The following is a 24,426-nucleotide window of genomic DNA, read 5'->3' as shown; positions in this document are numbered from 1 at the left end:
TCCATGGCCACTTCTGCAGACACCGGCATCCTGATTGCCCGCCACGGTGACATCCAATGCCACCTGTTGCCCGACAAGGCCAACCGCCACGGCCTCATCACCGGCGCCACCGGAACCGGCAAGACCATCACCCTGCAAAGCCTGGCCGAAGGGTTCTCCCGCATGGGTGTGCCGGTCTTCCTGGCCGACATCAAGGGCGACCTCACCGGCATCACCCAGGCCGGAGTCGTGGGCGACAAGCTGGCCGCCATCCTCAAGGACCGCGGACTGGACACGCCGGAACCCGTCGCCTGCCCCGCCACCCTGTGGGACGTCTTTGGCGAACAGGGGCACCCCGTGCGCGCCACCGTCAGTGACCTGGGCCCGCTGCTGCTGGCGCGCATGCTGGACCTCAATGAGACCCAAACGGGCGTACTCAACCTGGTGTTCAGGATCGCCGACGACAACGGCCTGCTGCTGCTGGACCTGAAGGACCTGCGCGCCATGCTGCAGTACGTGGGCGACAACGCCAAGGACTTCACCACCCAGTACGGCAACATCAGCGCCGCCAGCATCGGCGCCATCCAGCGCGGCCTCATGCAGGTGGAGTCGCAGGGGGGCGACAAGTTTTTTGGCGAGCCCATGCTCAATATCGCCGATTTCATGCAGACCGTGGGGGGCCGGGGCGTGGTCAACATTTTGGCGGCCGACAAGCTGCTCAACGCACCGCGCCTGTATGCCACCTTCCTGCTGTGGATGCTGGCCGAACTGTTTGAGCAGTTGCCCGAGGTGGGCGACCTGGACAAGCCCAAGCTGGTCTTCTTCTTCGACGAAGCCCACCTGCTGTTCAACGAGGCGCCCAAGGCGCTGCTGGAGCGCATCGAACTGGTGGTGCGCCTGGTGCGCTCCAAGGGCGTGGGGGTGTATTTCGTCACTCAGAACCCGCTGGACATTCCCGACTCCGTGCTGGCCCAGCTGGGCAACCGGGTGCAGCACGCGCTGCGCGCCTTCACCCCGCGCGACCAGAAGGCCGTCAAGGCCACGGCCCAGACCATGCGGCAAAAGCCCGGGCTGGACATTGAAGCCGCCATCACCGAGCTGGCCGTGGGCGAGGCGCTGGTCTCCCTGCTGGACGAAAAAGGGCGCCCCTGCGTCACTGAGCGGGTCTATGTGCTGCCACCGGGCAGCCAGATTGGCCCCATCACGCCGGCCCAGCGCCAGGCACTGGTGCAAGGCTCGCTGGTGGCCGGCGTGTACGAGAAAACCGAGGACCGTGAGTCGGCGTTCGAGAAGCTTAAGGCCCGTGCCGCAGCCGCCCCCGCATCCGGCGGCGCCAGCCTGCCCGGGGCGGCGGGCGCGGCCGCGGAAACGGGCGGCGGCATGCTCGGCGGCCTGGGCGACGTGCTGTTTGGCCACACGGGACCGCGTGGCGGCCAGCACGAGGGGCTGGCGCAGGCCATGGCCAAGTCGGCCGTGCGCACCATGGGTTCCACCGTGGGGCGGGAGATCATCCGGGGGGTGCTGGGCAGCCTGCTGGGCGGCAGGCGCTGAGCCGGGCGCGCCCCTTTTCAGGCATACACTGTCCAAAACCTGACCAACCAGCCAGGAATGGCACATAACCTGCATGGAGAAAAACCCTATGGGCAACGTACACGTCATCACACACCCGCTGGTGCAGCACAAGCTGACGCTGATGCGCAAGAAGGACGCCAGCACCAGCAGCTTCCGGCGCCTGCTCAACGAGCTGAGCATGCTGATGGCCTACGAGGTGACGCGTGACATGCCCACCCAGGACATCGAGATCGAGACCCCCCTGGAGAAGATGACCGGCCAGGTCATCGACGGCAAGAAACTGGTGCTGGCCTCCATCCTGCGCGCCGGCACCGGCATCCTGGACGGCATGCTGACCGTGGTGCCGGGGGCGCGCGTGGGCCACATCGGCCTGTACCGCGACCCCAAGACCCTGGAGGCCGTGGAGTACTACTTCAAGATGCCCAAGGACATGGAAGCGCGCGACGTGATCGTGGTCGACCCCATGCTGGCCACCGGTAACTCGGCCGCCGCCGCCGTGGAGCGCGTGAAAAAGCTCAACCCCAAGTCCATCAAGTTCCTGTGCCTGCTGGCAGCACCCGAGGGCGTGGCCACCTTGCAGGCCGCCCACCCCGACGTGCCGATCTACACCGCCGCCATCGACCGCCAGCTCAATGACCACGGCTACATCCTGCCCGGCCTGGGCGACGCCGGTGACCGCATTTTTGGCACACAGTGATTTTCTGTGCCAAACAGGCCGCCAGATCGCATGCAATATGCGTATGCAGCTATGCAATAGATAGCAAAACCGGGGAATCCTGATGCTCGATCTGCTGTTACACCACGCCACCCTGCCCGATGGCCGCACCGACATGTCGGTGGCCGTGCAAGACGGCCGCATCACGGAGGTGGCGTGCGGCCTGCAGGCCCCTGCAGCCGAGACGGTGGACGCCCAGGGCCTGCTGCTGAGCCCGCCCTTTGTGGACGCCCACTTCCACATGGACGCCACGCTGAGCTACGGCCTGCCCCGCGTGAACGCCAGCGGCACCCTGCTCGAAGGCATTGCGCTGTGGGGCGAACTCAAACCCCAGCTCACGTTTGACGCCCTGGTTGAGCGCGCCCTGACCTACTGCGACTGGGCCGTGGCCCGGGGCCTGTTGGCCATTCGCAGCCATGTGGACGTGTGCGATCCGCGCCTGCTGGCCGTGCAGGCCCTGCTGGAAGTCAAGCGCCGGGTCGCCCCCTACCTCGACCTGCAGCTGGTCGCCTTCCCGCAGGACGGCGCCCTGCGCGACCCCCAGGCCCTGGAAAAACTGCAGCGCGCGCTGGCCATGGGGGTGGACGCGGTGGGCGGCATCCCGCACTTTGAGCGCACCATGGAACAAGGCGCCCAGAGTGTCCGGCTGCTGTGCGAGCTCGCCGCCGCGCAGGGCAAGCTGGTCGACCTGCACTGCGACGAGTCCGACGACCCGCTGTCGCGCCACATCGAGACCCTGGCGTTTGAAACCCAGCGCCTGGGCCTGCAGGGCCGCGTCACCGGTTCGCACTGCACCTCCATGCACAGCATGGACAACTACTACGTGAGCAAGCTGCTGCCGCTCATTGCCGAAGCCGGCGTCAGCGTGGTGGCCAACCCGCTCATCAACATCACCCTGCAGGGCCGCCACGACAGCTACCCCAAGCGCCGCGGCCTGACCCGCGTGCCTGAGCTGCTGGCCGCCGGCGTGAACGTGGCGTTTGGCCACGACTGCGTCATGGACCCCTGGTACAGCCTGGGCAGCGCCGACATGCTGGAAGTGGCCAGCATGGGCCTGCACGTGGCGCAGATGACCAGCCAGGCCGCCATGCGCCAGTGCTTTGACGCGGTGACCACCAGCCCGGCCAGGATCCTGCACCTGGAAGGCTATGGCCTGGAGCCGGGCTGCCATGCCGATTTTGTGCTCCTGCAGGCGCACGACCCGGTGGAAGCCCTTCGCCTGCGTGCCACCCGGCTCCAGGTGTTTCGGCGCGGCAAACGGGTGGCGCAGTCGCCTGCAGCTACCGCAACACTGCACCTGCCCGGCCGGTCGAATGCCGTTTCCTGGATACATTCCAGCCGTTAGCGCCCGTATTCACTGCGCAGACAGCTCTTGTTTTGATAGCAAATACCGCGCCACCGCGCGCTGCGGCTAAGCGGCCTGCAAGACCGCCATGACCTCGGCGTCTTCCACCTGGTCAAAGTGCCGGTAGAACTGCCCCACGGCGTGGAAGTCGGCCTCCTGGTGCAGGCAGACCACCTCGTCCGCATACGGGCCCACTTTCTGCAGGATGTCGGGCGGCGCCACCGGCACGGCGCACACCAGGCGCGCCGGCTGCTGCTGGCGCAGCGCGTGCAGCGCGGCGATCATGGTCGAGCCGGTGGCCAGCCCGTCGTCCACCACGATCACGGTGCGCCCGGTCGGGCTCACCGGCGCACGCCCCGGCGTGTACTGCTGGCGGCGCTGGCGGATCAGCTCCAGCGCCACCTCGCGTTGCGCCGCAACATGGCGGGCCAGTTCCGGGGCATCGCCCGCATCGGGGTTGCGGTACACCCAGCCACTTTCATCCACCGCGCCGACGGCAAATTCCGGGTAGAACGGAGCCCCAATCTTGCGCACCAGCACCACATTGAGCTCGCCCTGCAGCGCATCGGCCACAACCTTACCCATGGGCACCGCCCCACGGGGAATGGCCAGCACCAGCGGTTTTTTCCCCCGGTAGCGGTGCAGGGCCTGCGCCAGTTGCTGGCCCGCATCCAGTCGGTCACGAAACAGCATGGTGGCGATCCTCCTTCACCCGTTTCGCCCCCCAGGTGCGAAGGGACACGCTCCCGCCGCCTTGCTTTGGACGAAAAAACTCGTTATAAGCCACAGACAGTGCCATGGCAACTCCTCCGGCGCAGAGGGTTCATGGCCACACGGATGGCACCGCCCCAACCCGGACCGGTGCGCTGCTTCACTGCAGGAGGACCCCTACCATGCTGTCTCTCGATATGACACTGCCGTCCTGGGCCGACCGCCTGCGGGCCCGGCTGGACTTGCCGGTTCTGCTGCGCTGGGGCAGCGCCCCCCAACACCCCAAGACCCTGAAGCTGGGCAATTTCGACCAGCCGCGGATCGAGATGACCATCCGCCACCCGGCGGCCGTGCCCGCCTTGCTGGCCCCCAGCCTGAGCAGTCTGGGCGAGGCCTACGTCGAGGGCTACCTCGACATCAGCGGCTCGGCACAGGACCTGATTGCCGTTGCATGGCAACTGGCCCGCGCGGGCGCCGAAGGCGACATCGGACCCACCCCGCGCAGCGGCCCGGTCACGCGGCTGCTCCAGCGCATGGCACACGCCAGCCACCACACCAAGGAAGGCGACCACGCGGCCATCCAATACCACTACGACGTGTCCAACGCGTTCTATGCCGAGTGGCTGGACCCGGCCATGGTCTATTCCTGCGCCTACTTTGAAGACGGCAACGAATCGCTGGAACTGGCACAGCAGAAGAAGATCGACCATATCCTGGCCAAGCTGCAATTGCGGCCGGGTCAGCGCCTGCTGGACATCGGTTGCGGCTGGGGGGCGCTGGTGCTGCGCGCGGCCTCCCACTGGGGTGCCCACTGCGTGGGCGTGACGCTGTCCGAAAACCAGCATGCACTGGCCAGCGAACGGGTCCGCGCCACCGGACTGCAGGACCGCATCGAGATCCGCCTGCAGGACTACCGCGACGTGAGCGGGCCATTCGACCGCATCAGCAGCGTGGGCATGTTCGAGCATGTGGGCCTGCAGCACCTGACGGAGTATTTCCGGCATATTCACGACCTGCTCACGCCCGACGGCTGGGCGCTGAACCACGGCATCACCTCCACCGACGCGCACAACGGTGAAACCCATTACGGCGGTGGCCGCTTCATTGACCGCTATGTGTTCCCGCAGGGGGAACTGCCGCACATCGGCACGGTGCTGACGACCCTGCAGGAAGGTGGTCTGGAGGCCGTGGACGTGGAGGGGCTGCGGCGCCACTACGCCCTGACGCTCAAACTGTGGAGCGATGCCTTCGAGGCCAGGACCGACCGCATCAAGACCCAGATCGACGAGAAACGCTGGCGCATCTGGCGCGTCTACCTGGTGGGCAGCCAGTGGGCCTTTGAACACGACCAGGTTTCGCTCTACCAGGTGCTGTGCCGTCGCGCCGGGCGCAGCACGCAGGGCCAGCCTTGGTCACGCCGCTGGATGTACGCGGCGCGCTAGGCCCGCAGGCGCTCAGTGGTGGTGCCCGTGTTCCCCGTGCACGTGGCGGTGGGCAATTTCCTCGGCGCTGGCGGCGCGTACGTCGATCACCTTCACGGTAAAGCGCAACGTCTGGCCGGCCAGCGGGTGGTTGCCATCCAGGTGCACGGTGGGGCCCTTGATCTTCATGACGTGGAAAATGCGCTCGTTGCCATCATCGCCACGGCCCTGCAACTGGCCGCCCACCTTCACCCCGGGTGGAAACTCCGACTTGGGGATGGTGCGCACCAGGCTTTCGTCCCGCACGCCAAAGGCGTCTTCGGGTGACAAGGTGAGAGTCACCTGGTAGCCCGGCTCCTGGCCTTCCAGCGCCGCCTCGATCTTGGGCAGGGTGTTGTCGTAACCGCCATGCAGGTAGACCGAAGGCGTCTTGCTTTCCTCGATCAGCTTGCCGGTGGCGTCAGCCACCTTGAATTGCAGGGTGACGGCCGTGTCTTTTTGGATTTTCATGGTGCAGTGTGTGTCTTGGAAAGGAAGATTATCAATCGCGCTGCGGCGCGATGGATTCGGCGTAATCGTACAGCGCACCCAGAATGGCCTCGTCGCGGTCGCTGGCCGATTCCGACAGCTGATCGATCGCGTCAAACAACTGCTCAATGGTCCGGGCTCCGTCCGCGCCCCCGAACAGGCGCTCGGCACGGTGCGCCTCCCAGCGCGCGGCCTCGTCTTCGGTCAGCAGCTCGGGGTAGTTGCGCGCCCGGTAGCGAAACAGCAGTTCCGGCAACCGCGCGTCTTCAAAGGCCGGATGGGCACCGGCCAGTTGCTGGGGCGACAGGGCCCGCAGGTCGTTCAGGCGGCGGCGGTCGCTGTTGCCCACGAAGCCGCCGTACAGGTCTTCATCCACGTCCGGCCGGGGCGGCTCCGGTCGCTGGAACACCTCGGGCCAGATGGCACTCATGTCGGGCAGCTCCCGTGCCAGTGCGGCGTGGTGCAGTTGCACTGGCCACTCCAGACCCCAGCGTTGGGCCATGGCGTCGGTCAGCACTTTCAGGTTGGACATCACCATGGGCGACTTGTTGAGGTGGACCGACTTGATGGGCAGCCGCGTCAGGCCCGAGGGCAAATCCGCCGCCTTGCTGAACAGCCGCAGGCGGATCGTCTCGGCTTTGAGCGCGGCCAGCTCGGACGGGTCATGCGCCAGATCCCAAGCCAGCAGCTCGTTCTTGTTGCTGGGGTGCATGGCCAAGGGCCACATCAGGGCCAGGCAGCCGCGCTCGGCCGGGAACATGCCCGAAATGTGCAAAAAGGGCCGAGCCGTGCGCACGGTGGTCGGCAGGCCCAGCTCCTGCGCCACGCGGTCTTTGCGGTGCAGGCCCAGGCAGAAGTCAAACAGGCGCGGCTGGGCCTGCTTGATCAGGCGCGCCAGCGCAATGGTGGCGCGCACGTCGCTCAGCGCATCGTGCGCGGCTTCGTGCACCAGGCCGTTGGCGGCGGTCAGGTCCGTGAGCTTGAAGCTCACGCCCCCCTCGGATTTGCTGGGCCACTCAATACCATCGGGCCGCAGCGCATAGGCCGTTCGCACCACGTCCAGCAGGTCCCAGCGCCCGCAGTGGTTCTGCCATTCGCGGGCATAGGGGTCAATCAGGTTGCGCCAGAACAGGTGGCGCGTGATCTCGTCATCAAAGCGGATGGTGTTGTAGCCCACGCCAATGGTGCCCGGCAGGCTCAGAGCCTGCTCGATAACGGCGGCAAACTGGTGCTCCGGCACACCGCGCTCCAGGCACAGCTGCGGCGTAATCCCCGTGATCAGGCAGGACTGCGGATCGGGCAGGAAATCCGGCGCCGGCTGGCAGTACAGCATGATGGGCTCATCGATCTCGTTGAGATCGGCATCGGTGCGGATGGCGGCAAACTGCGCCGGCCGGTCACGCCGCGCCTGCGCGCCGAAAGTCTCGTAGTCGTGCCAGAGAAAGGTATGGAGTTCGTCGGCCATGCGCGCTTTCCCTAGCGGCGCCGTGCCGACCGCACACCACTGAGCTCCGCCACAATGCCCAGCACCTTGGTCAGACGCCCGGAATCGGCCACTTCCACGGTGAAGGTCATCCAGGCAATGCCGCGGATGGACTGGGTCTGCACACCGATCACGTTCATCTTCTCCTTGGCAAACACCTCGGAAATGTCGCGCAGCAGCCCTTGCCGGTCGTTGGCCTCGATCGCCACGTCCACCGGGTAGACCGAGCCCACCCCTGCGGACGCGCCGCCCCACTCCACCTCGATCACGCGGTCGCCACTGCGGGTGACCATGTTGCGCAGGTTGGAGCAATCGGCCCGGTGCACGCTCACGCCCTTGCCCCGGGTGACAAAGCCGCAGATGGCGTCGGGTGGCGCCGGCTTGCAGCACTTGGCCAGCTGCGTCATCAACGAATCCACCCCCACCACCAGCACACCGCCCTTGGCGGCGTGACTGGGTACGCGGGGCTTCTTGAGCAGCACGAAATCATCTTGCGGTTGCGCTGGCTCGGGAGGGCGCAGCACGCTCTCGATGTTGCGCAAGGAAAACTCGTCCTTGCCCACCACCTCGAACAACGCGTCGGCCGAATTGAAGCCCAGCTGCGATGCCAGATCGTCGAGCTTGATGGCAGTCTTGCCCTCGCGCTGCAGCAGTTTTTCCACCGCTTCGCGGCCCTTGGCCACCGTCTCGCCCATGGCCTGGGCGTTGAACCAGGCGCGCACCTTGGCACGCGCCCGCGGACTGGCCAGAAAGCCCAGCTCCGGGTTGAGCCAGTCGCGCGATGGGCCGCCTTCCTTGGCCACCGTCACCTCCACGGTCTGGCCGTTTTTCAAGGGGGTGTTGAGTGGCACCATGACGCCATCCACGCGGGCCCCGCGGCAGCGGTGACCCAGGTTGGTGTGCACGCTGTAGGCAAAGTCCACCGCCGTGGCGCCCTGGGGCAGCTCCACAATGGCGGCATTGGGGGTCAAAACATAAATGCGGTCCTCAAAGAAACCGGCGCCCTGCCCACCCGACAGATCGCGTTCCCAGGCCAGCAACTGGCGCAGCACGGCAATCTTGGCATCGTATTCACCGCTGGCCGACACCCCGGCATAGCCCTTGGTGCCCGCCTCCTTGTAGGCCCAATGGGCGGCCACGCCGTTCTCGGCATGGTCGTGCATGGCCTGGGTGCGCACCTGGATCTCGATGGGTTGGCCCGAGGCGTCCCGCACCACGGTGTGCAGCGACTGGTAACCGTTGGCCTTGGGCCGGGCAATGTAGTCGTCGAACTCGTCGGCGACCGGAGTGAAATGGCTGTGCACCCAGCTTAGTGCGGCATAGCAATCCGGCACGGTGGGCACCACAATGCGCAGGGCGCGAATGTCGTACACCTGCGCGAACCCCAGCGACTTGCCGCGCATCTTCTTGACAATGCTGTAAATGTGCTTGGGCCGCCCCTGCACGGTGGCCGCAATGCCCTGGCTGGCCAAGTCTGCCGCCAGCTGCAGGCGCAGCTTTTCCACCCGCGCCTCCCGCTCGGTGCGCTTTTCGTCCAGCAGGCGCGCCACCTCCCGGTAGGTATCGGGCTCCAGGAAGCGAAAGGCCAGGTCCTCCATCTCCCACTTGATTTCCCAGATGCCCAGCCGGTTGGCCAGCGGCGCAAACACCTGCAGGGCCTCGCTGGCCACCCCGGCAGGCACAGGCAGCTTGGTCGCCGCAAAATGCCGCAGGGTCTGAAGGCGCGAGGCCAGGCGCAGCATCACCACCCGCAAATCGCGCGAGAACGCCAGCAGCATCTTGCGCACACTCTCGGTCTGTGCCGCCACCGTCTGCGCCATGGGAATGGGCGTGCTGGCATGGCCGGCCGACACTTGCGCCAGACGGGCCATGCGCTGCACGCGCACCAGCTTGGTGGTCTCCAGCGCCAGGTCGGCAAAGTTTTCGCCAAACGCCTTGGCAATGACTTCGTGCGGCTTGTTCAGGTGGTCACAGGCATACACCAGATAGCTGGCCGCCTGCATGGCCTGCGATCCGCCAATGGTCTTGAGAATGGCGGCCACGGCGTCGGCGTGGGCCAGCACGTTTTCGCCGGTGTCCAGCGTCTGGCTGGCCAGCAGCGGCTCGGCAAAGGCGCGCGCGCGCGCCAGGGCATCCACCTGCTCGGGCAGGCTTTGCGCCGTGGCCGCGATCACCGGAGGCGGTGCGCTGGTGGAGTGTTCGGACGACGAACTTTTCATACGTACGGTTCAGTCCAGCAAAAAAGAAGTTACAGCCTGCACCTGGTCGGCAGCAATCAGGGTCGGGGCATGGCCCACGCCGGCAAACTCCACCAGGCGCGCCTTGGGTCCGCGTTCGGTCATCTGGCGGGCGGTATCACGGGACAACAAATCCGACTGGGCACCGCGCAACAGCAGCGTCTGCGCCTGAATGCCATCGTAAAGCTGCCACAGCAGGGCTTCGCCCTGCACGGCCGCCTCCCGCGTCACCGCGCCGAACGGCACGGCAATGGCAGGGTCGTAATGCAAGGTGACCGCACCCGGCACACCGGCCACCGGCTTGACCATGTGACGGGACAGTTCCAGCCACTGTGCCGGTGTATGCGGGCCAAAACTGCTGGAAATGGCCCACATGGCGTCGGCCGCCTGCTGCAAGGATGCAAACTGCAGCGCGCGCCCCAGGTAGGCGCCAATGCGCACAATGGCCTCCCACTGGATGCTGGGCCCCACATCGTTGAGAACCAGGCGGCGCACGGGCACCGGCAGGGGCAGCCCGGGTTGCCCGCAGACGGCCATGCCGATCAGCCCGCCCATGCTCGTGCCCACCCAGTCCAGCGTCTGCGGCTGCAGGTGGTGCAGCAGCGCCAGCATGTCCGCTGCATACACGGGCACCTGGTAGCCCTGCGGGTCCTGCAGCCAGTCGCTCTGGCCGCGCCCCGCCACATCGGGGCAAATCACCCGGATGGCTCCGCCAGCCCGTGCCACCAGCGCCTGCGCCAGCACGTCAAAATCCCGCCCCTGGCGTGACAGGCCATGCACGCACACCACCACATGCCCCGCCTGCGGGTCGCCCCACGCCCAGTACGCCATGCGGTGGCCGGCGCCTCCGTCAGGGCAATGCAGGTAATTCAGGGTGGGTTCAGCCATGGTGCGCGCTTGGTTTGATAATACGACTACATCCTAATTGAATCGTCACCCCTTTTTTTTGAAAGCGACGCCATGCTCCAAGGTAAAACTGCCCTCGTGACCGGATCGACCAGCGGCATTGGATTGGGAATTGCAAAGGCACTGGCCGCGCAGGGCGCCAACATCGTCCTGAACGGCTTTGGCGACGTGGAGGGCCCCAAGGCGGCTATCGTCGCGCTGGGAGTGCAGGTGGCCTACCACGGCGCCGACATGAGCAAACCCGCCGAGATTGAAGCCATGCTGCAGTACGCTGCGCATACCTTTGGCGGGGTCGACATTCTGGTCAACAACGCCGGCATCCAGCATGTGGCCCGGGTCGAGAATTTCCCCGTAGAGCGCTGGGACGCCATCATGGCCATCAACCTCTCCAGCGCCTTCCACGCCACCCGGCTGGCCCTGCCCGCCATGCTGGCCAAGAACTGGGGCCGCATCATCAACGTGGCCTCGGTCCACGGCCTGGTGGCCTCGGCGGAAAAATCTGCCTACGTGGCCGCCAAGCATGGCGTAGTGGGCTTGACCAAGGTCACCGCGCTGGAAAACGCCACCACCGGCGTGACCTGCAACGCCATCTGCCCCGGCTGGGTACTGACGCCTCTGGTGCAAAAACAGGTGGACGCCAAGGCCGCCACGCAAGGCATCAGCAACGTGGAAGCCACCAAGCAACTGCTGGGCGAAAAAGAACCCTCCCTGCAGTTCACCACACCCGAAGAATTGGGCGCTTTGGCGGTGTTCTTCTGCTCGCCCGCCGGCAATAATGTACGCGGCGTGGCCTGGAACATGGATGGCGGCTGGGCGGCCCAGTAAGCCCCGACGATTCAGCTCGACTGCTTGAACGCCATCACGGCCTGGTTGCGCAAGGTGCGCAGCAAGGCCAGTTCCTTGTCGTCCAGTTCCAGCGCGCCACGCGTGTTTTTGTCGGCGTAGATCAGACCGAACGGTGCGCCCTTGATCAGCAGGGGCAACAGCAAGAAGGTGGGCGCATTGATGCCTTTGCGGTACCACTCGGGCAGGCGCTGCACAATGCGCGCCTCGGTGGCGTCGCTGATCATGGTGTCCGAGCCCTTTTCGCAGACCACGGCAAACAGGTCGGGCGTGGCCGATTTGAGCGGCACCCGGAACCCCTTGACGTATTGCTCTACGCCCTGGCCCAGACCAAACCGTCCGCTCATCATCTCGGTCTTGGCGTCGCGCATGCAAAAAATAATGTGATCGAACTCCATGGCGCGGTACATGGTTTCCAGGATCATGCGCAGCACGTCGCTGAGCTTGAAGTCTTCCACCATGGCATTGGTGATGTCCTGGATGCCCGCTGCCAGCGTGTCGGCCACCTGGCTGCTCTTGGGTTGCAGCGCCGTCACCTGATCCAGCGAAGCCGGGGTGGTGGCGTGCAGCTCAAAGCGCCCCAGATTGGCGTCGGTATCGGGTTCGGCCAGCAGGGCCAGGCTGGCCTGCGGGTCAGGGGCTTTCAGCAGTTTGGAAGCCCCTGAACCGGGCGCAACCCGGATTTCCATCACCCCCGCGGTATCGATCAGTTTCTGGCGCGCCTTCGCAATCGCGGCCTGCACCGCTTTGGGGTTGGCGCCTATGGTGCGGGCGTACTTGCGGGTTACCTCGGCCATGCGGGTCGCCACCTGGTCGGGCTCGCTGTGCAAAAGCACGTCGGCCATTTCATTGGAGGCCTGTGCGATCCAGCGGATGCGTTCGGTGGAGTCGGCCGGTGAAACCAGCGGCGGCGCACCGGACGGCTTGCGCATGCAGCGCTGGATGCTGGCCGGCAGGCCCCACGCCTTGGCAATACCCAGGCCCAGGTCTTCAAAGGTCATGCCCAGCACGTTGGAGGACGCCGCCGTTTCGGTCAAGGGCTCACGGCGCGACTGCATCAGGCTGCGCACGCGGCTGGCCTCTTCGGGAAAGTAATACTGCACCAGCAGCCGCCCCAGGTTCTGGAACATGGCGCCAATAAACGCTTCTTCGCTTTCGCGCTGGACCGGGCACAGTTCGCTCCCGATGGTGCCCGCCATCAGCGAGCGCAAAAACTCCTCGCGCAACTGCGCGGCATGCGCCTTGTCCTGCATGTGCTCCAGCAGCACCAGGCTGAGCGCCATGTTGCGGATGCCATTGAAGCCCACCAGCGTGACCGCCCGGGACACGGTGCTGATGCTGCCGCCGCGCGCATAATGCGCGCTGTTGACCAGCCGCAGCAGCTTGTTGGTCAGCGCGACGTCCTTGAGGATTTCGTTGGTGACGCTGTTGACGCTTTCGGTGTCGGAAGCGGCCATGCTCTGGATGCGCACCACCGAGTCCGACAGCGCCGGAAAATCGCTCTTGTGGCGCATGCGACGCAGCAGGAAATCCAGTGTTCCGCTGTTGGCGGCCGTGGCGCCGGCGGCGTCCACCGCGGTGTCGGCGACTGGCTTGGCCCACTCCTGCAGCGCGCTGCGAAAAGCCTGGGCGCTGGCAAACCGCTGGGACGTGTCGCGTGCCAGTGCCCGAGTGACGATGGCGCGCAGGCCGTCGTCCACGTCTGCGCCCAAACCGGGCGGCAACATGAGCTGCTCATGCACCACGCGGTATACGGCCCGGTAGGGATCGCGCTCCGCGATGAGGGGCTTGCCCATGAGCATCTCGGCCAGCACTACTCCGGCGGAAAAAATGTCCATGGAGGCCGCTGGCGCAGCGCCGTTGGCGGCTTCGGGCGACAGATAGCCAATGGTCCCGCCACTGGACACATCCGGCTCGGTGCTGTTGCGGTCTCGGATGCGCGCCGCGATGCCAAAGTCCATTACTCGGGCACGCCCGGCCGAGTCCACCAGGACGTTGGAGGGTTTGAGGTCGCGGTGGATCACGCCAACGGCGTGGGCCACGGCCACGGCATCCAGCACGTCCAGCATCAGCGTCACAGCCTCGGTCGCCGGCAGGGCACCCCGCTGGCGGATAAGCTGGTCCAGGGTGTTTCCGGCTACGTATTCGAACACCAGGTAGGGCTGCCGGTCCTGGATGTCAGCCTCGTACACCGGAACAATGTTGGGATGGGTGACACGCCCCACGCTGCGTGCTTCCTGCAGCCATTGCGCCACCGCCTGGTCGTCAGACACGCTGGACGGACGCATCACCTTGATCGCCACCTCCCGCTCCAGGCGGGGGTCAAAGGCCAGCCACACGGTGGACTGCGCCCCTTGCCCCAGAACCCTGCGCAATTCAAACCGCCCCAGGGTGTCGGACGCACGCAGGGCGCCCGTGGCCAACGACGGTCGGCTGTTCGCAAAAATAGGGAATTCAGACATGCTCAGGCGGTGTTACGGAGGCGGTCCATTTTCTGGATCATGTGCCCAAGTATGACACCGACCGGGCCCGTCCGCGCTGACACGGTGCGCTTATCGGACTAGGGGAAACACGCCTGTGCCTGCGCCTTTTCACGCTCCGCCCGCGCGCGCCACCAGGCCCCCAGGCGACCCGGTGCATGGAACACGGATGCCTGCACCCGCTCCTGCCAGCGCTGGTGCCAGTCGCGTGCCTGCCGGCCCATGAGCGACCAGTCGGGTTCCGCCTGCTGCAGGGCGTTGAAAAAGGCGGCTTCCAGGCCGTCGCGCTCCGCTCGCAAGAGCTCCCGCAGCCCCACATCAAACAGGGCCCGCTGGTGCACGGGCTCAAAACGCGACCACAGGCAATCCCCGACACGGCTGCCACTGGCCACCACGGGGCCGCCCGGCTGCCCCGGCTCCAGCGGCACCGGCTGGAAAAGGGACAGGCAGGGAGCCGAGGTGCCTGTGGCCGCCACGCGCGGGCCGCTGTCTGGCGCCAGGCGGGCGATCAGGGAGGCCGTGGTCTGCGACGGGCGCAGCAGGCTGCCCGCATGCAGGCACACCTGGCGGTTGTCGTGGGCGGAGAAGTCATCCGCGTGGCGTCCGTGGTCCCGCAAGCGGGCGGCCAGTGCGGCCCAGCCCGGCTCCAGACCGCAGGCGATGGCGTCGGTATTGAGGGCACGACGCCGGTGGACACCGCCCACAAAGGCGTACAGGCGAGTGTCAAACGCCTGGGCGAAGTTGAAGTCCCCGCGGCCACTCCAGCAGCCCAGCCGCTTGGCCTCGTCTTGCAGGCCCGGGCTGCACAGATCGAACTCGGTGGTCAGCGAATAGCAGTTGGAAAGCGCCCAGGCCTGGACTTTCTTGGCGGCCCACAAGCGGCCGGCGGTCTCCAGCACCCACCCTTCGTGCGGATCGGCGATCAGGAAACTGTTGTCGTAGCGAAAGCCCTTGTCACGGTAGCCTGCCGGCCCCGCCTGTCCATGCTGCTGGAGGTGCCAGACGATGACGTCCAGGGCCTCCCGCGCCGTGCCGCCGCGCTCCAAGCCCAGCCGCAGCAGGTCCATGCCCAGCAAGGCCTGGCCGTGGCGATCCACCAGCCGGCTGAAGACCGCTTCGTTGCCAATGGCAACGCCCTGGGTATTGACGCCGATTTCGCCGCCCCACAGCCACGATGGCTGCGACAGCAGCACGCCATGGCGGCGGCTCTGCTGGGCGACCGTGAGGTAGGTTGCATCCACCGTGGCCGGACCATCGCCCTGGGCCGGCGGCAGCCACACCAGTGCCTGGGGTTCATCCGGTTCGCGGTCGCTGTTCTTGGCGAACCAGCTGACGCCGTCTTTGTGGATGAAGAGCGTGTCGCACATGGGCGCTATTTGAGCTGCACGCTGCCCGAGACGCTGACCACAACCGACGTCTTGCCCGCCTCCAGCGGCACCGGGGCATCGGAGGCCAGGGTCTTCATCTCCGCTGCCATGAACCGCGGGCGGGGTCCCACGTTCTGGTCGTTGGCGCTGACGGACACCTCGCGCAGGGTGTAGCCCCCGAAGCCGAAGCTGTGCGCGATGTCATTGGCCTTTACCTTGAACCGGTCAATGGCCATCTCCTGGGCCTGCGCCTCGACCCGGCTGCGCGCTTCACGGCTGAGGCTGAAGGCTGTGTTGCTGATGGTCAGGGTCTGGATCTTGCCCGCCGCCGCCCCGATGCGCACAAAGTCACGCCCCTCCAGCACCAGCTCGGCACTGCCCACCCAGCCGGTGATCTTGCCGTCGCGCCCGTAGCGCGGCTGCAGGCTGAAAGCCCCCGTGCGAACCTCCATGGCACCGGTTTGCTCCGTCTTTCTGGCTTCTGCCAGCGCCGTCTCCAGTGCCTGGCGCACCTGGGCCTGCACCGCCCCGGGGTCGGCGCCGTCCCGGGTGCTGCCCAGGGTGACGGTCAGCAAATCCTGCTGCACGTCCACCACACCGCTGGACGCCAGCTGCACGACATTGTGCGGCTCCAACGGACTGGGAACCTGAGAAAAAACGCCGCCAGAAGCCGTCAACACTGTGCAGACGGCTAGCAATTTAATAGCAATATTCACTAAAGAACTCCCATGAAAATGATCTGCCGGCCCCTGCGCTCCCCTCTTCAGGGAAGCGGCCGCGCACCGGGTTGTTGCTGGCGTAGCTGCTCGCGCAGTTGCGCGCGTTCCTGCGGGCTGAGTTGGCGCGCCGCGCCGGAGGCGGCGCCGGGCTGGGCGCGGGCGTCGCGCTGGCTCTGCAACACCTCGCGCAAAGCGGCCCGCCGCTGCTGCGCATTGGTGGCGCCCTCCGCGTGTACCGTATGCACCGCTTCCGCGGCTCTGGCACGTTCGCCGGCGTCCGGCTGGGCCTGTGCCACAGCAGCGGCCATGCCGACGGACAGAAAAATGACACTGCGTTTGAACATGACGGTCATAACGGCCTCCCACACACCCTGGTTCACATTGTTGGAGGCCGGTTGAAATTGCGCCGCCCATATTTGTAACATTGTGTCAACTAATCTCCCCTGGCACCAGCACAAGGCCGCCAAGCCGCGCAAAATCGCACTTGTTACAAATTCATCCGATCCTATGCTGCAGCCCACAACCCGACCCAACAAAATCCTGGTGGTAGATGACGATGCCCGCATCCGCGATCTGCTGCGACGCTACCTGTCCCAGGAGGGCTTTGACGTCTTGCTGGCCGAGGATGGCAAGTCCCTCACCCGCGTCATGATGCGTGAAACCGCCGACCTCATCGTGCTGGACCTGATGATGCCCGGCGAGGACGGCCTTTCCATCTGCCGGCGTCTGCGTGCCGCCAACGACCTCACCCCCATCATCATGCTCACGGCCAAGGGCGAGGACATCGACCGCATCGTGGGTCTGGAGGTCGGTGCCGATGACTACCTGGGCAAGCCCTTCAACCCGCGCGAGCTGCTGGCACGCATCCACGCCGTGTTGCGCCGCCGCCCCACGCCCGAGGTCCCGGGCGCGCCTTCCATCGACAACGAAGTGGCCTGCTTCGGCCCCTTTGTCTTCGACCTGGGTGCCCGCACCTTGCACAAGAACGGCGAGGAACTGACCTTGACCACCGGCGAGTTCGCCATGCTCAAGGCCCTGGTGCGCCACCCGCGTGTACCGCTGTCCCGGGAAAAACTGGCGCAGCTCTCCCGCGGGCGCGAGTTCGAGCCCTTTGACCGCAGCCTGGACGTCCAGGTCTCACGCCTGCGCAAGCTCATCGAAGCCGACCCCGCATCGCCCCGCTTTATACAGACCGTGTGGGGCGTGGGCTACGTGTTTGTCCCGGACGAAGCGGCCTGATGCTGGAGTCCGAGTAATTGGCCGAAACCCAGTTTTCCGAATTTGAAAACAGCGTACCCCATGCGCTAGAGAACAGCGTGGAGGCGGAAGCCTCGCAGGGCGACAGCGGTCTGAACCTGTTCTGGCGAACCTTCTTCCTGCTTGCCCTGCTGCTGCTGGGCAGCATTCTGGCGTGGCTGCAGACCCTGCGCGCGCTGGAGTTCGAACCGCGCGCCATCCAGACCGCGCAGCAACTGGCGTCCCTGGTCAACCTGAGCCGCGCGGCGCTGGTCCACGCCGACGCCATCGCCCGGGTGTCGCTGCTGAAAACCATGAGCGACGAAGAAGGCCTGCACATTGTTCCGCGTGAGCCCAGCGACCAGTTCACCCCGTTCAACAGCGACACCACCAACCGCCAGATTGCCCTGGAACTGACCACCCGCCTGGGGCCGGGCACGGTGGTTGCCAGCAGCGTCAACGCCCAGCCGGGTTTGTGGATTGGATTCGTCATTGACGGCGACAACTACTGGCTGCTGACCGACCAGGAGCGTTTCAGCCCCGCCAGCAAGCAAACCTGGATCATCTGGCTGGTGGTCGCCGGCGCGCTGTCACTGGCCGGTGCGGCCCTGATCGCGCGCCTGATCAACCGCCCGCTGAAGGAGCTGTCCTTTGCCGCCAGCCGCGTACGGGAGGGCAACTTCGCCGCCAGCCGGCTCAACGAGAGTGTGCAAACCAACGAGATTCGCGAGGTCAACATCGGCTTCAACCGCATGGCACAGCGGCTGGCCAAGGTGGAACAGGACCGCGCCGTCATGCTGGCCGGCATTTCGCATGACCTGCGCACGCCCCTGGCGCGTCTGCGGCTGGAAACCGAGATGAGCGTCGCCGATCTGGACGCCCGCGCCCACATGGCGGCCGACATTGCGCAGGTCGACGCCATCATCGACAAGTTCCTGGATTACGCGCGCCCCGACAAGGTCAAGCTCAACGTGGTGATTCTGGCCGACGTGGTGGACGCCTGCATCTATTCACTCAAGGACCGGGACGACGTGCGCATCCACGTCAACCTGGAAGACGATCTGCTGGTGCAGGCCGACGAAGTGGAGCTCGGCAGAATTGTCTCCAACCTGCTGGAAAATGCCCGCCGCTACGGTAAGTCCCCGCACACCGGCGTGGCCATCATCGACATTGCCGCGATCGCCCGTGACGAGTGGGTGCTCATCAAGATTCGCGACCATGGCATGGGCGTGGCCGAAGCCCAGCTGGCCAACCTGACCCAGCCGTTCTACCGCGGCGAAGCGGCGCGCACCGCCGCCAACGGCGCCGGGCTGGGGCTGGCCATTGTGGACAAGACGGTGCGCCGCATGGGCGGCGCGTTTGTGCTGGCCAACTCCAAATCAGGCGGCTTGTCGGCCCACATCAAGTTGCGCCGCGGCTCCCACCTCTGACCACCGCCGGGCTGCAGGCAGAGCCTGTCAGACCAGCAGGACGACGGCGCGTGCTTCCATGGCCAGGCCCTCGCCCACCGGGCCCATCTTTTCCGCAGTCTTGGCTTTTACGTTGACCTGCTCCACCGCCACGCCCAGCACCTGCGCAATGCGCGCACGCATGGCCGGTATGTGCGGCATCAGCTTGGGCGCCTGGGCCACCACGGTACTGTCCACATTGCCAATCGCGTAGCCCTGCTCGCGCACGCGGCGCGCGGCCTCGGCCAGCAGCACGGTGGAATCGGCGCCCTTGAAGCGGGCATCGGTATCCGGAAAGTGCGTGCCAATGTCGCCCAATGCCGCCGCACCCAGGAGCGCATCGGTAATGGCGTGCAGCAGCGCATCGGCGTCGGAATGCCCCAGCAGGCCCTTGCTGTGGGGAATTTCCACCCCGCCCAGCACAAGCTTGCGCCCTTCCACCAGGGCGTGAATGTCCCAGCCTTCACCGATGCGTAGTTTCATGGAGTCCTCGTTTCAAACAGGTTGGCATTCTGACCGGGCCGGCGCCGCTCACGGCACCGCCGCCCGCGCCTGCAGGACCGCCTGCGCCAGCGCAAAGTCCTGCGGATAGGTCACCTTGAAGTTCTGCGCGCTGCCTTCCACCAGCAGCGGTGCCTTGCCCAGGTATTCCATGGCGCTGGATTCGTCCGTCACGCTGTCGCCGGCAGCCTGCAGTGCCTGCTGCAGGTCTCCAATGCGGAACATCTGGGGCGTTTGGGCCAGCCATTTGTCACCCCGCTCCACGGTCTGGGCCACCCGTCCGCCAGCCTCGCGCTTGAGGGTGTCGGGTAATTTCAGCGCCAGCAAGCCGCCCACAGCGTCCTGCAGGCAGGCATCCAGCAGGGTGTTGATCTGCTCGGCGGTGATCAGGCAGCGGGCGGCGTCATGCACCAGCACCCAGTCCGATGGCGCGGCGCCCTGTTCCAGCAACGCATTCAGGCCATTGAATACGCTGGAAGCCCTTGTGGAACCTCCGCAGTCAGCTATCAAAACAGTAGCGCCAGCCGACTCGAAAAACGTGTCGCCTGCCGAAACTACCACCAGCACGCCGGCCAGGCGGTGCACGCCCGCAAAAGCGGCCAGCGTGTGCAGCACCATGGGCTGGCCCGCCACGGGCTGGTACTGCTTGGGGCCTTGCGCGCCGGCGCGCGAACCGGTTCCGGCACAGGGAATCAGGGCCCAAATGCGGGCGGCGGAGGGGGGATTGGTGGGCGTGTCGGTCATGGTGGAGTGCCCCATTCTAAAATCAAGCCCTCCATGGATTTACCCAAACTACAGATCGGCAAGCGCTTTACGCTGCCCCGTCCCGCTGGCTCCGCCGACGCCATGCTCCTGGCCCGCCTGGGCGAACGCGAAAAATCCGCCGGCAAACCCATGACCGTGGTCACCGCGGACGCCAACGACGCCCAACGCCTGCTCGACGAGATCGTCTTCTTCGCCCCGGGCCTGCGCTGCGCCCTGTTTCCCGACTGGGAAACCCTGCCCTACGACACGTTTTCACCGCACCAGGACCTGATCAGCGAGCGCCTGGCCACGCTGTGGCGCATCAGCCAGCGCGACAAGGAAACTGGTGCCGATGTGGTCATCGTGCCCGCCACCACGGCGCTGTACCGCCTGGCACCGCCCAGTTTTCTGGCCGGCTACACCTTTGAGTTCAAGGTCAAGCAGAAGCTGGACGAGGCCAGGCTCAAGGCCCAGCTCACGCTGGCCGGCTACAGCCACGTTACGCAGGTGGTGAGCCCCGGCGAATACGCGGTGCGCGGGGGGCTGATCGACTTGTTTCCCATGGGTAGCCCCGTGCCGTACCGCGTGGACCTGTTCGACAACGAGATCGACTCCATCCGCACCTTCGACCCCGACAGCCAGCGCAGCCTGTACCCGGTGCCCGAAGTGCGGCTGCTGCCCGGGCGCGAGTTCCCCATGGACGACGACGCCAGGGCGCGCTTTCGCAGCCGCTGGCGCGAGCTGCTGGAGGGCGACCCGACCAAGAGCCGCATCTACAAGGACATGGGCAACGGGGTAGCCACCGCCGGCATCGAGTACTACCTGCCGCTGTTCTTCGAAGAAACCGCCACGGTGTTCGACTATGTGGGAGCCGACGCCACAGTGGTGCTGCACGGCGACCTGGAAGGCTCCTTCCAGCGCTTCTGGCAGGACACCAAGGACCGCTACCGCCTGGTGCAGGGCGACCCGGAGCGCCCGGCCCTGCCACCGGAATCGCTGTTTCTGGGCACTGAACAGTTCTACGCGCGCGCCAACGGCTACGCGCAACTCGCTATCAAATCAGGAGCTGTTCACGCGGATTCCACGGGTGCTACAGCCATAAATGAGTCCGAAACTTCGGTCTCACCCTATGCCGAACTGGAAACCCTGCCCCCGCTGGCCGCCGAGCGTGGCACGGAAGACCCGCTGGCGCGCCTCAAGGGCCACGCCCGCAACACGCAGCAGCGCATTCTGGTGCTGGCCGAGAGCGACGGCCGCCGCGAAAGCCTGCTGGACTTCCTGCGTGCCAGCGGCATTCACCCGCCGGCCTTCGATTCGCTGCTGGACTTTCAGACCAGCACCGAAAAATTCGGCATTGCCACCGCCGCCCTGACGGCCGGCTTCAGCTGGCTGGAAACCGGCCTGGACCTGGTCACCGAAACCGAACTGTTTGCGGCCGGCCCGACCACGCGCCGGCGCAAGAAGCAGGAACAGGTCAGCGATGTGGAAGCCCTCATTAAGGACCTGAGCGAGCTCAACGTGGGCGACCCGGTGGTGCACTCGCAGCACGGCATTGGCCGCTACCGCGGTCTGATCCACCTGGACCTGGGGCAGGTGCAGGCCAATGGCGAGCCCGAAATGCAGGAGTTCCTGCACCTGGAATACGCCGACCAGGCCACGCTGTATGTGCCGGTCAGCCAGCTGCAGCTCATCAGCCGCTACACCGGGGTGAGCGCCGACGAAGCGCCCCTGCACAAGCTGGGCAGCGGCCAGTGGGAAAAAGCCAAGCGCCGGGCCGCCGAACAGGTGCGCGACTCGGCTGCCGAGCTGCTCAACATCTACGCCCGCAGAGCGGCACGCGAGGGTCACGCCTTCCGCTATTCGCCGCAGGACTACGAGACCTTTGCCAACGACTTTGGTTTTGATGAGACGCCCGACCAGAGCGCCGCTATCCACGCCGTGATCCAAGACATGATCAGCCCGCGCCCCATGGACCGCCTGGTCTGCGGCGACGTGGGCTTTGGCAAGACCGAGGTCGCCCTGCGCGCCGCCTTCGTGGCCGTGACCGGCGGCAAGCAGGTGGCCATCCTGGCGCCGACCACGCTCCTGGCCGAGCAGCATTTCCAGACCATTGCCGACCGCTTTGCCAAGTGGCCGGTCAAGGTGGCGGAGATGAGCCGCTTTCGCTCCACCAAGGAGATCAACGCTGCACTCAAGGGCGTGGCCGATGGCACGGTGGACATCGTGGTGGGCACGCACAAGCTCTTGAGCCAGGACACGCACTTCAAGAACCTGGGCCTCTTGATCATCGACGAGGAACACCGCTTTGGCGTGCGCCACAAGGAACAGATGAAGGCCCTGCGTGCCGAAGTGGACGTGCTCACGCTCACCGCCACGCCCATCCCCCGCACCATGGGCATGGCACTGGAAGGCCTGCGCGACCTCTCGGTCATTGCCACCGCGCCACAGCGCCGCCTGGCCATCAAGACCTTTGTGCGCACCGAGGGCAACGGCGTGATTCGCGAGGCCGTGCTGCGCGAACTCAAGCGCGGCGGCCAGGTCTACTTCCTGCACAACGAGGTGGAAACCATCGAGAACCGCCGCGCCAAGCTCGAAGAGCTGCTGCCCGAGGCCCGAATTGCCGTGGCCCACGGCCAGATGCCCGAGCGCCAGCTGGAGGCGGTGATGCGCGACTTCATCGCCCAGCGCACCAACCTGCTGCTGTGTTCCACCATCATCGAAACCGGCATTGACGTGCCCAGCGCCAACACCATCATCATGAGCCGTGCCGACAAGTTCGGCCTGGCGCAGTTGCACCAGTTGCGCGGGCGGGTCGGCCGCAGCCACCACCAAGCCTATGCCTACCTCATGGTGCCCGACATCGAAGGACTGACCAAGCAGGCCCAGCAGCGCCTGGACGCCATCCAGCAGATGGAGGAACTGGGCAGCGGCTTCTACCTAGCCATGCACGACCTGGAGATTCGCGGCGCCGGCGAAGTGCTGGGCGAGAACCAGAGCGGCAACATGCTCGAAGTGGGCTTCCAGCTCTACAACGAGATGCTGAGTGAAGCCGTGCGCTGCCTCAAGGCCGGCATTGAGCCCGATCTGCTCAGCCCGCTCAATGTGACGACCGAGATCAACCTGCATGCCCCCGCCCTGCTGCCCGACGACTACTGCGGCGACGTGCACCTGCGCCTGAGTTTCTACAAGAAGCTGGCCACGGCCAAGACCAGCGACCAGGTGGACGCCCTGCTGGAAGAAGTCGTGGACCGCTTCGGCAAGCTGCCGGCCCAGGCACAAACGCTGATCGACGTGCACCGCCTGCGCGTGCTGGCCAGGCCCTATGGCGTGGTCAAGGTGGATGCAGCACCGGGCGTCATCAACATCACCTTCAAGAAGGACGCGCCCATCGACCCCATGGGCGTGATCGCGCTGATCCAGAAGAACAAGCACATCAAACTGGTAGGCAACGAAAAGCTGCGCATCGAGCGTGCGCTGCCGGAAACCCGTGACCGGGCGCAGATGGTGCGGGATGTGCTGCGCAGCCTGGGGCAACCCGTGGTGACCGCCTGAATGCCCACGCCCACCCACACGCTGCGCCTGGTAGAGGCCAGCGCCGCAGACCTGGACCGCATCATGGAGCTGGAATGCCTGGGCTTTGCCGCCAGCCACCAGGAACAGCGCAGCGCCTACGCCCAGCGCATTGCCACCTTTCCCCAGGGTTCGCTCATGGCCTGGCGCGGAGCCGATTGCGTGGGCTGCGTGTTCTCGGAAATCTGGCAGAGCACACCCGAGCCGGACGCCGCGCACTTTGAGCTGGGCCACGACATCCGCGAACGCCACGCCCCGGAGCACGGAACTGAGCTGTACATCAGCTCCATGACCCTGGCGCCCCACGTGCGCGGCCAGGGCCTGGGGGCGGCGCTGCTGCGGGGCTGCATGGCCCATGCGGTGCAGGCCTTCCCCGGCTTGCGGTCTGCGGTGCTGTTGGTCAACGCCAACTGGGCCGCGGCCCGGCGCATCTACGCCGGCGCCGGGTTTGTGGAAGTGGCCCGCCTGGATGGATTCTTCGGCCCCCATAGTGGCACGCCCGAAGACGGCCTGGTCATGCGCCGCCCTCTGCCCCATACCTGACGGCCGTACACCGGTCTGGCCCAGCGATTAAACTACCCGGCATCGCCAGCGTCCCAGTTTTTAGCGCAAAAAAAAGAC

At 66.0% G+C, this 24,426-nt stretch carries 20 protein-coding genes; 9 read left to right on the top strand and 11 right to left on the bottom strand.

Features of this window, described 5'->3' with window-relative positions; translation table 11 throughout:
• Positions 1-3: 3 nt before the first annotated feature.
• From AC1Q5W_RS01320 to AC1Q5W_RS01310, 3 genes are all read left to right on the top strand, one after another.
• On the top strand, positions 4-1,530 hold the full coding sequence (locus AC1Q5W_RS01320) for a helicase HerA-like domain-containing protein (protein WP_492645923.1): 1,527 nt from the start codon (positions 4-6) through the stop codon (positions 1,528-1,530).
• 88 nt (positions 1,531-1,618) lie between these two features.
• On the top strand, positions 1,619-2,248 hold the full coding sequence (gene upp / locus AC1Q5W_RS01315) for a uracil phosphoribosyltransferase (protein WP_492645922.1): 630 nt from the start codon (positions 1,619-1,621) through the stop codon (positions 2,246-2,248).
• An 82-nt stretch (positions 2,249-2,330) separates the two neighbouring features.
• On the top strand, positions 2,331-3,611 hold the full coding sequence (locus AC1Q5W_RS01310) for an amidohydrolase family protein (RefSeq protein WP_492645921.1): 1,281 nt from the start codon (positions 2,331-2,333) through the stop codon (positions 3,609-3,611).
• A 66-nt stretch (positions 3,612-3,677) separates the two neighbouring features.
• Here the strand turns inward: AC1Q5W_RS01310 and AC1Q5W_RS01305 are convergent, their stop codons facing one another.
• Entirely contained in the window at positions 3,678-4,304 is a 627-nt protein-coding gene (locus tag AC1Q5W_RS01305) for a phosphoribosyltransferase (protein ID WP_492645920.1), read from the bottom strand.
• A gap of 203 nt (positions 4,305-4,507) precedes the next feature.
• Between AC1Q5W_RS01305 and AC1Q5W_RS01300 the strand changes: the two genes are divergently transcribed.
• Positions 4,508-5,764: a class I SAM-dependent methyltransferase gene (locus AC1Q5W_RS01300; protein ID WP_492646189.1), complete on the top strand. Its 1,257-nt coding sequence runs from the start codon at positions 4,508-4,510 to the stop codon at positions 5,762-5,764.
• A gap of 12 nt (positions 5,765-5,776) precedes the next feature.
• On the opposite strand, the gene AC1Q5W_RS01295 is transcribed toward AC1Q5W_RS01300, so the two are convergent.
• The 4 genes from AC1Q5W_RS01295 to AC1Q5W_RS01280 are packed head-to-tail and all read right to left on the bottom strand — an operon-like array spanning position 5,777 to position 10,879.
• Positions 5,777-6,253 (bottom strand): FKBP-type peptidyl-prolyl cis-trans isomerase, encoded by a 477-nt coding sequence (locus tag AC1Q5W_RS01295; RefSeq protein WP_492645919.1) that lies wholly within the window; start codon positions 6,251-6,253, stop codon positions 5,777-5,779.
• Between the two features lie 31 nt (positions 6,254-6,284).
• Complete coding sequence (gene sbcB, locus AC1Q5W_RS01290) at positions 6,285-7,736, bottom strand: exodeoxyribonuclease I (protein ID WP_492645918.1); 1,452 nt, start codon at positions 7,734-7,736, stop codon at positions 6,285-6,287.
• Between the two features lie 11 nt (positions 7,737-7,747).
• Positions 7,748-9,973, bottom strand: coding sequence for a RelA/SpoT family protein (locus tag AC1Q5W_RS01285; protein WP_492645917.1), 2,226 nt, complete (start codon positions 9,971-9,973; stop codon positions 7,748-7,750).
• 9 nt (positions 9,974-9,982) lie between these two features.
• The gene (locus AC1Q5W_RS01280) at positions 9,983-10,879 is read right to left on the bottom strand and encodes an alpha/beta fold hydrolase (protein WP_492645916.1); all 897 of its coding nucleotides are present in this window, start codon (positions 10,877-10,879) and stop codon (positions 9,983-9,985) included.
• Positions 10,880-10,951: 72 nt separating this feature from the next.
• Between AC1Q5W_RS01280 and AC1Q5W_RS01275 the strand changes: the two genes are divergently transcribed.
• A complete protein-coding gene (locus AC1Q5W_RS01275; protein WP_492645915.1) occupies positions 10,952-11,722 on the top strand; it encodes a 3-hydroxybutyrate dehydrogenase in 771 nt (256 codons plus the stop codon).
• 11 nt (positions 11,723-11,733) lie between these two features.
• Here AC1Q5W_RS01275 and AC1Q5W_RS01270 read toward each other — a convergent pair whose 3' ends face one another.
• The 4 genes from AC1Q5W_RS01270 to AC1Q5W_RS01255 form a co-directional block, all read right to left on the bottom strand.
• Positions 11,734-14,202, bottom strand: a complete 2,469-nt coding sequence (locus AC1Q5W_RS01270; RefSeq protein WP_492645914.1) for a protein kinase domain-containing protein — start codon at positions 14,200-14,202, stop codon at positions 11,734-11,736.
• A gap of 98 nt (positions 14,203-14,300) precedes the next feature.
• The gene (locus AC1Q5W_RS01265) at positions 14,301-15,587 is read right to left on the bottom strand and encodes a hypothetical protein (protein WP_492645913.1); all 1,287 of its coding nucleotides are present in this window, start codon (positions 15,585-15,587) and stop codon (positions 14,301-14,303) included.
• Between the two features lie 5 nt (positions 15,588-15,592).
• Positions 15,593-16,303 (bottom strand): SIMPL domain-containing protein, encoded by a 711-nt coding sequence (locus AC1Q5W_RS01260; RefSeq protein ID WP_492645912.1) that lies wholly within the window; start codon positions 16,301-16,303, stop codon positions 15,593-15,595.
• A 47-nt stretch (positions 16,304-16,350) separates the two neighbouring features.
• Complete coding sequence (locus tag AC1Q5W_RS01255) at positions 16,351-16,659, bottom strand: hypothetical protein (RefSeq protein ID WP_492645911.1); 309 nt, start codon at positions 16,657-16,659, stop codon at positions 16,351-16,353.
• 154 nt (positions 16,660-16,813) lie between these two features.
• Here AC1Q5W_RS01255 and ompR point away from each other — a divergent pair, with 154 nt between their 5' ends.
• Together ompR and AC1Q5W_RS01245 are read left to right on the top strand one after the other, a co-directional pair.
• On the top strand, positions 16,814-17,545 hold the full coding sequence (gene ompR / locus AC1Q5W_RS01250) for an osmolarity response regulator transcription factor OmpR (protein WP_492645910.1): 732 nt from the start codon (positions 16,814-16,816) through the stop codon (positions 17,543-17,545).
• Positions 17,546-17,562: 17 nt separating this feature from the next.
• The gene (locus AC1Q5W_RS01245; protein ID WP_492645909.1) at positions 17,563-18,972 is read left to right on the top strand and encodes a sensor histidine kinase; all 1,410 of its coding nucleotides are present in this window, start codon (positions 17,563-17,565) and stop codon (positions 18,970-18,972) included.
• A gap of 27 nt (positions 18,973-18,999) precedes the next feature.
• Here AC1Q5W_RS01245 and ispF read toward each other — a convergent pair whose 3' ends face one another.
• Both ispF and ispD read right to left on the bottom strand, forming a co-directional pair.
• On the bottom strand, positions 19,000-19,473 hold the full coding sequence (gene ispF / locus AC1Q5W_RS01240; protein ID WP_492645908.1) for a 2-C-methyl-D-erythritol 2,4-cyclodiphosphate synthase: 474 nt from the start codon (positions 19,471-19,473) through the stop codon (positions 19,000-19,002).
• Positions 19,474-19,521: 48 nt separating this feature from the next.
• Positions 19,522-20,235: a 2-C-methyl-D-erythritol 4-phosphate cytidylyltransferase gene (ispD, locus tag AC1Q5W_RS01235; RefSeq protein WP_492645907.1), complete on the bottom strand. Its 714-nt coding sequence runs from the start codon at positions 20,233-20,235 to the stop codon at positions 19,522-19,524.
• 33 nt (positions 20,236-20,268) lie between these two features.
• On the opposite strand from ispD, the gene mfd reads away from it, so the two are divergent.
• The gene (gene mfd, locus AC1Q5W_RS01230; RefSeq protein WP_492645906.1) at positions 20,269-23,787 is read left to right on the top strand and encodes a transcription-repair coupling factor; all 3,519 of its coding nucleotides are present in this window, start codon (positions 20,269-20,271) and stop codon (positions 23,785-23,787) included.
• Entirely contained in the window at positions 23,788-24,348 is a 561-nt protein-coding gene (locus tag AC1Q5W_RS01225; RefSeq protein WP_492645905.1) for a GNAT family N-acetyltransferase, read from the top strand.
• The last annotated feature ends 78 nt before the right edge of the window (positions 24,349-24,426 follow it).

The organism is Rhodoferax sp. MLSD5-FHT05B10 (assembly GCF_058793415.1).
Note: the sequence above shows the minus strand (reverse complement) of the source record. Positions and strands in the feature narration are given on the sequence as shown.